An 11,373-nucleotide genomic window follows, 5' to 3' on the forward strand; every position below is an offset into this window, starting at 1 on the left:
AACGCAATGATTCAGCCGAACAGCAGCGCGTGGATCGGGTTCTTGGGGTCCAGCAGCATCTTGGCGGTGAGTGCCAGCGACATGACGATCAGCAGCGGCCGGATCAACCGACTGCCGAAGCGCATCGCCAGGCGCGATCCGATCTGCCCGCCGGTGATGCTGCCCACCGCCATGGCGAGGCCGACGATCCAGATCACATGCCCGCCCACGATCATGATGAGCAGCCCGGCCAGGTTGCTGGCGAAATTGGCCGCCTTCGTCTGTGCCGTTGCGCGGACAAGGCCAAGGCCACCTAAAGCGATGAATATAGTGGTGTAGAACGCCCCAGCGCCCGGCCCGAAAAAGCCGTCATAAAAGCCGATCGCGCCGATCAGCAGGCTGAGGATCACGATGCCGACCCGCTGGTGCCGGTCCATTTCGCTGATCTTGGGCGAAAAGGTGAAATAGGCGGCCAGCGCGATCAGCAACGCGGGCATCAGTCCGGCGAGGATGGACGGATCGATCCTCTGCAGCAACCACGCTCCGCCCGCCGAGCCGACAAAGGCGGCGATCAGCGGCCAGCGATAGGCCTTGAGGTCCATATGTCCCGCCCGCGCATAGGCGATGCAGGCACCCAAAGTGCCGAGCGAGGATTGCAGCTTGTTGGTCGCGACCGCCGCCACGGGCGGGATTCCGGCGGCTAGCAGGGCGGGCAAGGCGATCAGTCCACCACCGCCCGCCATCGCGTCGATGCACCCCGCCATCAGCGCGGCGGCCATGAGGAAGGCGATGGTTTCAGGGGAGGGGATCATGGGTGGCGGGCAGTCTTGGCGGAATGAAGCGCACCGTGCTCCTGCCTACGCAGGAACACGACAATTGAAACGAACTGGCCTGCCAAAACCCTCAATAGGCTCGCGCAATCGCGAACTCGACCCCTTCGGTCAGCGCTGCCTTGGCCTTGCCATTGTCGAACATGCCGAGCGCGTCGATCGCCCGCTGGCCATAATGCCGCGCCCGCGCCAGCGTATCCGCAATCGCGCCCGTCTTGCGCAGCAGGCCGGTCGCATAAGCGAGATCCTCGTCGCTCACCCGGTTGCCCGCGATCGCGGCCTTCCAGAAGGCGCGTTCCTCGTCCGAACCGCGCGCATAGGCCAGGATCACCGGCAGCGTCACCTTGCCGTCGCGGAAATCGTCTCCGGCATCCTTGCCCATGGTCGCACCGTCCGACTCATAGTCGATGGCGTCGTCGATGAGCTGGAAGGCGATGCCCAGATTGCGGCCATAGACGTCGAGCGCCTGCTCCTCCGCCTCGTTGCGGTCGGCCACCACGGCGGAAATCCGGCACGCGGCGGCAAACAGTGCGGCGGTCTTGGCGCCGATGATGTCGAGATATTGCTCTTCGCTGGTGTCGATCTTGCGCTGGGCGGTGAGCTGGTTGACCTCGCCCTCCGCGATTACGGCAGAGGCGTTGGAGAGGATCTTCAGCACCTTGAGCGATTCCGCCTCGACCATCAGCTCGAAGGAGCGGGAGAAGAGGAAATCACCCACAAGCACGCTAGCGCTGTTCCCCCAGATGATATTGGCGGTCTTGCGGCCCCTGCGAAGCCCCGACCCGTCGACCACATCGTCATGCAGCAGGGTCGCGGTGTGGATGAACTCGACGGCGGCGGCCAGTTTGTAATGGCGCGACCCGGCATAGCCGACCAGATCGGCGCAGGCGAGAGTCAGCATCGGCCGCATCCGCTTGCCGCCGCCCGCGATCAGATGGCCCGCCAGTTCGGGGATCAGCGGAATGCGCGACTGCATCCGGTCCAGGATGACGGCATTCACCTGATTCATGCCCTCAGCGACCAGCGCCATCATGGGGGCGAGCGAAGGCGCGCTGTTGGCGCGGCCGATGGGATGGACATTGCCGGTGGCGGATGCTGTCATGACAAGCGCCATGTGGCGGGCCAAAATGCTAAAGGCAAGCGGGAATAGCTTGCGCGGGCGTGCGGAAGCGGCAAAAAGCCTCCCAATGGATCGGAGGACCACAGTGGACGAGACTTTGAAGCGCTATCGCGAGAGCATCGACAATATCGACGCGGCGCTGGTCTTCATGCTGGCCGAGCGGTTCAAGATCACCCAGGCCGTCGGGGAGCACAAGGCGACCCACGACCTGCCCCCCGCCGATCCGGGCCGGGAGGAACGCCAGATCACGCGCCTGCGCCAACTTGCGACCGACGCCAATCTGGACCCCGACTTCACCGAGAAATTCCTGCGCTTCATCATCGATGAGGTGATCCGTCATCATGAGCGGCTGCGCGAACAGCAGGGTTGAGGTCAGGCCGGTTCGGTGATTTCCTGACCGCGCGCGGGCCGTGTCGATCGGCCCAGCATCACCCCGCCGAGCGCCAGCGCGAAGCCGATGATCTGCACCGGCCCCAGCCGCTCCCCGAACAGCAGCCAAGCCTCGATGGCGGCGAGCGGCGGCACCAGCAGCAACAGCATCGACATGCGCGTCGGCCCCTGATGCCGCACCAGCCACACCAGCAGCGACAGCCCGCCCGCCGACAGGCCCAGCACCGACCAGCCCAGACCCAGCCAGAGGATGGGATTCCCGTCCCAACGATATTCGCCCACGATCAGTGCCGCTGTCAGCGCGACCAGCGCGCCGCCCGCATTCTGCACCGCGCCTGAAATCGCGATGCCGTCGCCGGCAATTGCCCCGCGCTGGATCAGCGTGCCGCCCGCCATGCCCAGCACGGCCACCATTCCGGCAAATGCAGGCCATATCGTGATCGATCCTGCGCCCGTCCGCCCGATCGCGGGAAGCAGCACGCAGCCGACCCCAAGGATCGCGATTGCCAGCCCGGTCCAGGCGCGTGACGGCAACCGATCCCCCAGCAAGGCGACGCTCGCCACCGCGACCATCAGCGGTTGCAGCGCCCCCAGCAGCGCTATGATTCCGGCGGGCATGCCGTTGTTCACCGCCCACCAACTGAGCGTCAGGTAAAAGCCGTGCAGCATCGCCCCAGCCGCCAGGTGCAACGCCAACCGCCGTCCGCGAGGCAGGGCTTGCCGTGCATAAAGCGCGGCTCCCGCCAGTAGCAGCGTCGTTAGCGTCAGCCGCACGGTAAGGACCAGTTCCGGCGCAGCATGGGGTACTATGGCCCGCGCGACGATGAAGCCGGTCGACCAGATGAGAATGAAGAGAAGGGAGGCGAGAGCGGCGATCATGTCCGAACCTTTGGCCTAATGGCACTCGGTTGTCGAGTTTTGGCAATGTAAGCCATTGATTGATCCGTGTTCCTGCGAAGGCAGGAACCTAGTTCCGCCGCTTGTGGATCATCGCACGGTAGGAACTGGGCTCCTGCCTTCGCAGGAGCGCGATGCGCTTCAAGGAAGGCAGCGTGAAGCAGATCGTCCACCCGAAACCGTCCCGCTTATTCCCGCCCCGCCCGGATCGCAGCACCGCCGGCAAAAGGCGTGATCGCGACCAGCAGCAGCGATGCCGCGCCCAGAAATTTGAGCGCCGCGCCGCTGCCGTCACCCAGCGTTCCCGCGCCGAAGATCAGCAGCGGCACGGCCAGCGGCAGCGCCAGCAGCCCCGCCAACGCGCCGCTCGACCGCAGCCCGGCGGTCAATGTCGCCACCAGCAGCCCCAGTGCCGCCAGCGCAGGCGTGCCGATCAGCAGTCCCGCCTCCAGCAAGCCGATGGTCGCCCCGTCCAGCTTCAACAGGGCAGCGGCGGGCAGGGTCGCGATCATGAGCGCCGGGCCGAAACCCAGCCAATGCGCGATCAGCCGCGCCAGCACGACCATCTCTTCTCCGATCCCACGCAGGGCGATCTGATCGAGCACGCCCGCGTCCCTGTCCGGCGCCACCAGCCGGTCCACCGGCAAAAGGCTGGCGAGCAGCGCCGCGATCCACAGCATGCCGCCGCCAGTCCGCCGCAACAAGGCTGCATCGGGGCCCACCGCAAAGGGATAGAGGCTGGCCACCAGTAACAGAAAGGCAACGGGCAGCCACAGCCCGGCGGACTGCCAGGCCTGCCGCAAATCCCGGCCGGCCAGCGTCAGGAGGATGTTCATGCGGCTTCCTCCACCGCAGCAAAATCGGCCATCGCCATCACCACCGGCGTCGCCAGCGGCAGCGGCTGGTGCGACGCAGCGACCACGATCCCGCCCTTGGCCAGATGCGCCGCCACAGCATCGCCCAGCAATTCCAACGCCGCATCGTCCAGCCCGTTGCCCGGTTCATCGAGCAGCCAGATCGGCGCGCCGCCCGCGATTACCCGCGCCAGCGCGGCGCGCTTGCGCTGGCCGGTCGACAGCATGCGCACCGGCACCTGGCGGAGCGGCTCCAGCGCCATCGCCGCCAAAGCCGCGTCCAGCGCGCCCGGCGCCGCCGCATCCAGCCGCGCCCAGAAGCCGAGCGCCGCGCCGAGCGGCTGTTCCATGTCCAGCGCCAGCCGTTCGTCGGTCAGCGCCACCCGGCCATGGCGATCTACCGTTCCCGCCGAAGCGCGCAGCAGCCCGGCGCAGATCCGCATCAGGCTGGACTTGCCGATGCCGTTCGGCCCTTTCAGCAGCGCGCTGCCGCCCGGCTCCATGGCAAGATCGACGCCGCGGAACAGCAACCGCCCGCCGCGCACGCAGGCGACGCCCGACAGGTGCAATCCCACCCGGCTCATAGGGTGACCATGTCCTCCAGGACATGCATGTCGAGGTCGGACAGGCCGAAATGATGGCCGATTTCATGCACCACCACATGGGTGATCAGCATGTCGAGCGGCACGCCGGTTTCCACCCATTCGTCCAGCAGCGGACGGCGGAACAGGTGCACGGTCGGCGGCATGTCGCCGGTCTGCGCCGCTTCCCCCACTGGTCGGCCGGAATAGAGGCCGGTGAGGCCGAAGGGATCGTCGATCTCCATCTCCTTGAGTATTCCGGGATCGGCAAATTCCTCAACGAACAGCACGACGTCGGAAAGATGCGACCGGAACGGTTCGGGCAGGCGCGTCAGCGCCTTCAGCGCCAGCTTTTCGATATCCTCGCGCGTCGGCGCAAATCGGGGTGGTTGACCGGCATCATGCATAGGGAAGACATAAAGCATGTTCCGAATCGTCTGCAAACTCTCGACGCACCGGAAAATGGGTTAACGCCGTCGGATGAGGCGGGGAAAAGTCAGGAAAAAGAGATGATCGCGAAACTAGATGGAGAGGAACGCGCTCTGGCGCTCAGGAACTTGCCCGAATGGACGGCCGTTCAAGACCCTGACGGCATCCGCCGCCTCTTCACCTTCAAGGATTTCACCGCCGCCTTCGGTTTCATGACGCAGGTGGCGCTGCTTGCGGAAAAGGCGGACCATCATCCCGAATGGTCGAATGTCTACAACCGTGTCGACATCATATTGACCACCCATGATGCGGGCGGCCTGTCGCGCCGCGACATCGACCTCGCCACGCAGATCGACGCTCTGCTGTAAGCGCTATTGCGATGCGTTGCCCTCGATCCGGTCGTCATAGCCGCTGAGCGCGGACATGACCGCCGGGTCGCGGGCATAAAGCTGGCGCAGCAGCGCCAGCCGGGCGTCGGTGCCCGTGCAAAGCTCCGCTATATTCTCCTGCAAATAAGCAAGCCGCTCCACATCATAGGCTTCCTCGCCGCGAAAATGGTCGCAACTGTCGCGGTCCACCATGTAGCGCGTCACCTCATCGGGAAAGGGCTGGGCGTCGGCCGCGCCGTCAGAGGGTGGCAGGTCCGGGACATAGGCGGTGGGCCGGATGTTGGCCGCGGATGGCTTTGTCGGCAGCGACTGCGATAGCGTTTTACTGGTCGGATCGGCGGGGGGTGCGTGGCGTGCGGCCTTCCGTTCACCGCCTTGCGCCGTTTGCATATCGATAAGGGCGGGATCGATGTCGGGAAGAATGGCGGGGGCTGATGCCGGAGCCGCCGCTTCGCGGGGCAACGGAGCATCCCGCGTCAACGACGAATCGGGCAGGGCGGCCCGTTCACCAGGCCGTTCTCTCGCGCTCACCTGCTCGTCGGGGGCTGGAGAACAACCGGCAACCAGCGCCAGCACCATCATCGGAAACAGCGTCCGGCCTGCGTTCACCCAATCTCCTCTCGCAAGCTGGCGATCAGATCAGCGACATGGTCCAGCCGCTTTTCCTCTTCATCGAGGATCGCCAGGAAAGCGGTCCGCCTATACTGATGCACCGCCTCCTGCGAAAGACGGCTTGCCGCAGGCAATGCCGAAATTACGATATCCAGAAGCCGCTCCACCCCATGGAGCCGCCCCCAGAGATAATCATTCTCGCGATAGGCGCGGCTGAAGAAGGCGCCGAAATTGTTGAACTCAATGCCTTTCAGCGTGGCTTCCGCCCCGCCGGGCCGGATCGCGCTGCAATCCTCCGGCGAAATCCGGTCGACCTTGACCGGATCATATTCGTCCATCCCATGGCCTTGCAGCAGCGGCAGCGTCGCGATGTCGTAAAAGGGAAAGCCGAGATAGGCGAGCAGCATGGTGCGCCGCGCCGCCTTGGGCAGCGCCGCCAGCGCGTCGGCCAGCATCATGTCCGCCGCCTCGTCGCGTTCGCGCAAGCCCCGCAGTTGCGCCACCGCCTCCAGCGCGGCGCCCGGATCATTGGGCACCTCTCGCGCCGCTGCCCGGATTTCGCCATTATAGAAATCGACGCCTTCGCATTCGGTATAATGCGACAGGGCGGCATAGATGGCGTCGTGCATCTTCTGGAGGATGGCATCATCCGTGGTCGTCTCCACCTCCAGCGTCTCGGCCAGCCGCCGCGCCAGAAAACGCAGGCGGCGAATGCGGAAGGGCAGGTCATGCTGGCGGAAGAAGCCGACCGGGGCGGAGGCGGGACCGACATCCTCGGTCAATCGATCCGCACCGATCGCGCGCACATGGCTCCACAGCGACTGGCGGTAGCTTTCGCGCATCAGCGGGCTTTCCTCCCCGCTCAGGCGGAACAGCAGATCGGCCAGATCCTCGACAATGCCGGAAAGCTTGAGATGCCCGTAAGCCGGAAAGGCGAAACCGGCGGAGTTGGCCGCCCGCTGCTGCGCCTTGCCGCGCCATGCGGAAAGCCGCGCTGGCGTCGGCCGGTCGAGGAACAGCATACCGCCGATGGTGCCCTCCACCTCGGCCTCGATCCCCGGCCGCAGCGCGTTCAATATGCGCACCATGCGCCGGATGCGGGCGCTGTGCCGGTCGATCGCCTCCAGATTGTCGCGGATCGGCTGTTCGCGAGGAATGTCGCTCAAGGCGCCGAATATGGTGCGGAAGAAGCCAGGCAGGAGCGCCTCCTCGCCCGAAGGCGCCTCCTCCGCCTCGCCCTGCCGGTTGAGCTGGATCGAGCGGTGGCCGGGCTTGGGGTCGATATAGACGAAGCGCCGATCGACCTCCCGCCGGGAGGGACGGTTCTTGAGCGCGCCGATCGCCTGCGCGAAGGGGGCGTTGGCCAGCACCGATCCGTCGATCAGCACGGCATCCTCCACGCGGCCCCGCGCGGCGTGGCGGGGCAGGGCGCGCGTCAGGAAGGCGTCCCGCGTCGGCCAGGCGCGATGGCGGCGTTTCAGCACCCGGTCCAACTCGCGCACGGTGAAGGGCGGGAAAGCGCCGGGGAAGCTGGCGGTCGCGCGCGCCGCGAAGACCAGTTCGGCCGGGTCGGCAAGGCAGCGACCGCTCTGACCATGGGCGCGAAAGCCGATCGACAGGCGATGCTCCGTCTCCACCACCTGCGGCGGGCTGTGGAGGTTCAGGCTCTGCGGATGCCCTTCGAAATCGGTGACGGTGACGAACAGGTCTAGCGGATGACCGGCGGGCAGCAGCGCGGGGCCGCGCCCGGTCGCCTCCATCGCATCGAAGGCGTCAAGGATCATGGCGGTGAAGACTTCGCCGCCAAAGGGCGGCTCGAACCAGCGGGAGCGGATGAAGTGCGACAGCTTGTGCCGCACCTCCTCCCGCGTGTCGGGGGCGACGGTGCGCTCGACCGTGTCGCCCGGATGCCGCGCCGCCATCCAGACGAGCGGGGTCGCCCAGAATTTGGTGATCCGCCGGGCGGGCCGGGCGTCGGGATCGAGCAGCCTTTCGACATCGGCATTGTCCAGCCACATGTCGGTCAGCGGGTCGAGCGACTGGCCCGTCTCGATCGCCTGCGCCAGAAAGATGCCGTTGATCCCCCCCGCGCTCGCGCCCGCGATGATATCGGGCATCACGCGCAATTTGACGCCGCAGGCCTGTTCAAGATCCTTCAGCAGTTTGCGATAGACCGCCTCGCTGCTGTTGCCCGATGGCGCGCCGTCATGAAAAGCCCGGCTGGCCCGAGCCAGATGCCAGATTTCCTTGGTGATGCCGTGCATGTAGACGGCCAGGCTGATCCCGCCATAGCAGACCAGTGCGAGCCTGAGTTCCCGCTCTTTCATGGGGTTGAGAGTTGCAGAGCAAGAGCCGCTTGTCGAGAGAGCGTTGATGGGTATGCGCGTTTGTCCCACGGGAATCGCGCATCACCCCAGCTTGAACTCTGCCCAGATCGGCAGATGGTCCGAAGCCCGTCGCGCCGCCGCGCTTTCATGCACGCCGCAATCGGCCAGCTTCAACTGCCCGCAATGCATGATGCGGTCGAGCCGCGCCACCGGCCGCCGCGCATGGAAGGACCGGCCGCAGGGCGCGAAGCTGTAATGCCGCGCGAAATCCGCGAGGCAGCCCCGTTCGGCGCTCCATTCGTTGAGGTCGCCCATCAGCACCGTCGGCATGGTGTCGCGCAGGCCCGCCGCGTGGATCACCGCCGCCGCCTGCTTGCGCCGCCACAGCCCCGACAGGTCGAGATGCATGCCGAAGATGCGCAGGCTCGCCTTGCCCAGCGTCACCTCCGCCATGGTGGCGCCGCGTGGTTCCAGGCAGGGCAGGTGCAGCACGTCATGCGTGCCGATTTGCGCTTCCTTGCGCACCAATATGGCATTGCCGTGCCAGCCCATGGAATCGACATGCACGTTGAGCGGCACCGGCTTGTAGGGGCTGATGCTCTCCAGCAGCCAGGGCGGCAGCGCCGCCGACCGTACGCCGAAGCGCCGGTCCGCCTCCTGCAGCGCGATGATGTCGGCGTCCAGTTCGTTCAGCACGTCGATCACCCGTTCCGGAACCCGGCGGCGGTCGGTGCCTATGGCCTTGCGGATATTATAGCTCGCGACACGAACGGTCTTCATGTCGAAACAATGCCCCACTCCGCGCCCGGTTTCCATGGGAAGATGCAAAGGGGATTTGTGTTCCGCATATGTTCTGATATGCGTGCCCCATGGCAAAGGCAAAGCGCAAATTCGTCTGTCAGCAATGCGGCACTGTTTCAAACCGTTGGCAGGGACAATGCGACGATTGCGGCGAATGGAACAGCATCGTCGAGGAAGTGGCCGAAACGATTTTTTCCGCACGGCATGATTTGCACAGCGGCGGCCGTGCGCTGAGGCTGGTGGGCCTGGACGACAAGGTCGAATTGCCGCCGCGCACCAGCACCGGCATTGCGGAGTTCGACCGCGCTTTGGGCGGCGGCATCGTCTCCGGCTCCGCCACGCTGATCGGCGGCGACCCCGGCATCGGCAAGTCGACGCTGTTGCTCCAGGCCGCCGCTCGCATCGCCACGGCGGGACACCGCGTCGCCTATATCAGCGGCGAGGAAGCGGCCGATCAGGTCCGCTTGCGCGCCCAGCGGCTGGGTCTGGGCAATGCGCCGGTGCAACTCGCCAGCGCCACCTCCGTCCGCGATATTTTGACGACCTTGGGAGAGGAAACGCCGCCCGCCTTGCTCATCATCGATTCGATCCAGACCATGCACAGCGATCTGATCGAAGGCGCGCCTGGCACGGTGAGCCAGGTGCGCGCTTCCAGCCAGGAACTGATCCGCTTCGCCAAGCAGCGCGGCACGGCGCTGATCCTCGTCGGCCATGTCACCAAGGATGGCAGCATCGCGGGACCGCGCGTGCTGGAACATATGGTCGACACGGTGCTGAGCTTCGAGGGCGAACGCAGCCATCAATATCGCATCCTGCGCGCCATCAAGAACCGCTTCGGCGGCACGGACGAGATCGGCGTCTTCGCCATGGTGGCGGAGGGGCTGGAGGAAGTGAGCAATCCTTCCGCCCTGTTCCTGACGCACCGCGATGAAACGGTAACAGGCGCTACCGTCTTTCCGGCGCTGGAAGGCACGCGCCCGGTGTTGGTGGAGATACAGGCGCTGGTCGTCCGCCTCTCCAGCGGCGCTACCCCTCGCCGCGCCGTGGTCGGGTGGGACAGCGGGCGGCTTGCCATGGTGCTTGCCGTGCTGGAGGCGCGTTGTGGGCTCAGTTTCTCGACCTGTGAAGTCTATTTGAACGTCGCGGGTGGCTATCGCCTGTCGGACCCCGCCGCCGACCTGGCCGTCGCCGCCGCGCTGATGTCCGCGCTGTCGGAACGCCCGGTTCCCGCCGATGTCGTGCTCTTCGGTGAAATCGCGTTGTCGGGGGAGATCCGCCCGGTCGCCCATGCGCCGCTCCGCCTGCGCGAAGCTGCCAAGCTGGGCTTCAACCGCGCCTTCGTGCCCGCCGCCGTGGCCGATGGGGTTAAGGGCATTTCCGTCAGCGGCTATCGCGCCCTCGCGCAACTTGTTGACCAGATGCTCGGGCGCGGATAGCCAGCAACGCGATGAACGCGATCGATATTCTCGTCCTGCTCCTGATCGGCGGTTGCGCGATCTTGGGTCTGATGCGCGGTTTCGTGCAGGAAACGCTGTCGCTGATCGCCTGGGTGCTGGCGATCTTCGCAATCCGCCTGTTCCACGCTTCGGCCACGGAGCTGGTCACGCCCTTCGTCGGCAGCACCAGCGGCGCGGCGGTACTCGCTTTCGCGCTGGTGTTCGGCATTACCTTCGGCGCGGGCAAGCTGCTTGCCCATGCGATCGGCCGTCGTACGCGCCAGTCGGTGCTCGGTCCCGTCGACCGGGTGCTGGGCGCGGGCTTTGGTGCGGTCAAGGGCTTGATCGGCGCGACTCTGGTGTTTCTGGCGTTCAGCCTCGTCTACGACACTTTCTACGGCAGCGGCGCGCGCCGCCCGGACTGGCTGTCCGATGCGCGCACCTATCCGCTGCTCAATGCCAGCGGTCAGGCGATCAGCGAATTCGTGGCAGAACGCCGGTCGCGCAAAGCTGCGGAAGCCGAATAGGTCGGTTTCGGTTCAATTATCGGTCTTGGGATATCAGCCCGTCATCCTGCCCGGGACGACAGTGCCGAACGGGCGGACTCATCCTTGAACCTCTGATGGACCGGCAGACGCGCCGCCTCGCGCATTTTCTGGATCGGGCTACCACGCTCGATTGACAGCGCCTGTCATTGCGCCGAAAAGAACAAATCAGGAACAAATAAT

The 11,373-nt window shown here is 65.8% G+C and carries 13 protein-coding genes; 4 read left to right on the plus strand and 9 right to left on the minus strand.

All coding sequences use genetic code 11. From position 1 onward, the window contains the following. Positions 1-11: 11 nt before the first annotated feature. The gene (locus VVT58_RS01130) at positions 12-791 is read right to left on the minus strand and encodes a TSUP family transporter (RefSeq protein WP_327751925.1); all 780 of its coding nucleotides are present in this window, start codon (positions 789-791) and stop codon (positions 12-14) included. Positions 792-882: 91 nt separating this feature from the next. Further along, complete coding sequence (locus VVT58_RS01135; protein ID WP_066561905.1) at positions 883-1,911, minus strand: polyprenyl synthetase family protein; 1,029 nt, start codon at positions 1,909-1,911, stop codon at positions 883-885. A 103-nt stretch (positions 1,912-2,014) separates the two neighbouring features. Between VVT58_RS01135 and VVT58_RS01140 the strand changes: the two genes are divergently transcribed. After that, positions 2,015-2,299, plus strand: coding sequence for a chorismate mutase (locus VVT58_RS01140; RefSeq protein WP_066559329.1), 285 nt, complete (start codon positions 2,015-2,017; stop codon positions 2,297-2,299). 2 nt (positions 2,300-2,301) lie between these two features. On the opposite strand, the gene VVT58_RS01145 is transcribed toward VVT58_RS01140, so the two are convergent. The 4 genes from VVT58_RS01145 to VVT58_RS01160 all read right to left on the minus strand — a co-directional run bounded on the left by VVT58_RS01145 (position 2,302) and on the right by VVT58_RS01160 (position 5,076). Continuing rightward, a complete protein-coding gene (locus VVT58_RS01145; RefSeq protein ID WP_327751924.1) occupies positions 2,302-3,198 on the minus strand; it encodes a DMT family transporter in 897 nt (298 codons plus the stop codon). Between the two features lie 206 nt (positions 3,199-3,404). Further along, entirely contained in the window at positions 3,405-4,052 is a 648-nt protein-coding gene (locus tag VVT58_RS01150; protein WP_327751923.1) for a heme exporter protein CcmB, read from the minus strand. After that, positions 4,049-4,654 (minus strand): heme ABC exporter ATP-binding protein CcmA, encoded by a 606-nt coding sequence (gene ccmA, locus VVT58_RS01155; RefSeq protein ID WP_327751922.1) that lies wholly within the window; start codon positions 4,652-4,654, stop codon positions 4,049-4,051. Before ccmA ends, VVT58_RS01150 begins: the two co-directional genes overlap by 4 nt. Beyond that, positions 4,651-5,076 carry a metallopeptidase family protein gene (locus VVT58_RS01160; protein ID WP_066559320.1) on the minus strand — a complete coding sequence of 142 codons (426 nt, stop codon included), beginning with the start codon at positions 5,074-5,076 and terminating at the stop codon, positions 4,651-4,653. Before VVT58_RS01160 ends, ccmA begins: the two co-directional genes overlap by 4 nt. Positions 5,077-5,160: 84 nt before the next feature. On the opposite strand from VVT58_RS01160, the gene VVT58_RS01165 reads away from it, so the two are divergent. Beyond that, positions 5,161-5,448: a 4a-hydroxytetrahydrobiopterin dehydratase gene (locus VVT58_RS01165; RefSeq protein WP_066561903.1), complete on the plus strand. Its 288-nt coding sequence runs from the start codon at positions 5,161-5,163 to the stop codon at positions 5,446-5,448. 3 nt (positions 5,449-5,451) lie between these two features. Here VVT58_RS01165 and VVT58_RS01170 read toward each other — a convergent pair whose 3' ends face one another. From VVT58_RS01170 to VVT58_RS01180, 3 genes are all read right to left on the minus strand, one after another. Next, on the minus strand, positions 5,452-6,078 hold the full coding sequence (locus VVT58_RS01170; protein ID WP_327751921.1) for a hypothetical protein: 627 nt from the start codon (positions 6,076-6,078) through the stop codon (positions 5,452-5,454). After that, positions 6,075-8,408, minus strand: coding sequence for a patatin-like protein (locus VVT58_RS01175; RefSeq protein WP_327751920.1), 2,334 nt, complete (start codon positions 8,406-8,408; stop codon positions 6,075-6,077). The genes VVT58_RS01170 and VVT58_RS01175 overlap by 4 nt, the downstream gene beginning before the upstream one ends. An 81-nt stretch (positions 8,409-8,489) precedes the next feature. Then, positions 8,490-9,188, minus strand: a complete 699-nt coding sequence (locus VVT58_RS01180; protein WP_176392455.1) for an endonuclease/exonuclease/phosphatase family protein — start codon at positions 9,186-9,188, stop codon at positions 8,490-8,492. 89 nt (positions 9,189-9,277) lie between these two features. Between VVT58_RS01180 and radA the strand changes: the two genes are divergently transcribed. Together radA and VVT58_RS01190 are read left to right on the plus strand one after the other, a co-directional pair. Then, entirely contained in the window at positions 9,278-10,645 is a 1,368-nt protein-coding gene (gene radA, locus VVT58_RS01185) for a DNA repair protein RadA (RefSeq protein ID WP_327751918.1), read from the plus strand. Positions 10,646-10,656: 11 nt separating this feature from the next. Next, entirely contained in the window at positions 10,657-11,172 is a 516-nt protein-coding gene (locus VVT58_RS01190) for a CvpA family protein (protein ID WP_327751917.1), read from the plus strand. Positions 11,173-11,373 lie beyond the last annotated feature (201 nt).

The sequence above is a fragment of the Sphingobium sp. SJ10-10 genome, from assembly GCF_036038995.2.
Taxonomy (GTDB): Bacteria; Pseudomonadota; Alphaproteobacteria; order Sphingomonadales; family Sphingomonadaceae; genus Sphingobium.

Bases quoted from the DNA above. Each gene is read 5' to 3' on its own strand.
- VVT58_RS01135 (WP_066561905.1), bottom strand. From the start codon at position 1,911: ATGACAGCATCCGCCACCGGCAATGTCCATCCCATCGGCCGCGCCAAC.
- VVT58_RS01130 (WP_327751925.1), bottom strand. From the start codon at position 791: ATGATCCCCTCCCCTGAAACCATCGCCTTCCTCATGGCCGCCGCGCTG.
- VVT58_RS01165 (WP_066561903.1), top strand. From the start codon at position 5,161: ATGATCGCGAAACTAGATGGAGAGGAACGCGCTCTGGCGCTCAGGAAC.
- VVT58_RS01175 (WP_327751920.1), bottom strand. From the start codon at position 8,408: ATGAAAGAGCGGGAACTCAGGCTCGCACTGGTCTGCTATGGCGGGATC.
- VVT58_RS01160 (WP_066559320.1), bottom strand. From the start codon at position 5,076: ATGCTTTATGTCTTCCCTATGCATGATGCCGGTCAACCACCCCGATTT.
- VVT58_RS01150 (WP_327751923.1), bottom strand. From the start codon at position 4,052: ATGAACATCCTCCTGACGCTGGCCGGCCGGGATTTGCGGCAGGCCTGG.
- VVT58_RS01190 (WP_327751917.1), top strand. From the start codon at position 10,657: ATGAACGCGATCGATATTCTCGTCCTGCTCCTGATCGGCGGTTGCGCG.
- VVT58_RS01145 (WP_327751924.1), bottom strand. From the start codon at position 3,198: ATGATCGCCGCTCTCGCCTCCCTTCTCTTCATTCTCATCTGGTCGACC.
- radA (WP_327751918.1), top strand. From the start codon at position 9,278: ATGGCAAAGGCAAAGCGCAAATTCGTCTGTCAGCAATGCGGCACTGTT.
- ccmA (WP_327751922.1), bottom strand. From the start codon at position 4,654: ATGAGCCGGGTGGGATTGCACCTGTCGGGCGTCGCCTGCGTGCGCGGC.
- VVT58_RS01180 (WP_176392455.1), bottom strand. From the start codon at position 9,188: ATGAAGACCGTTCGTGTCGCGAGCTATAATATCCGCAAGGCCATAGGC.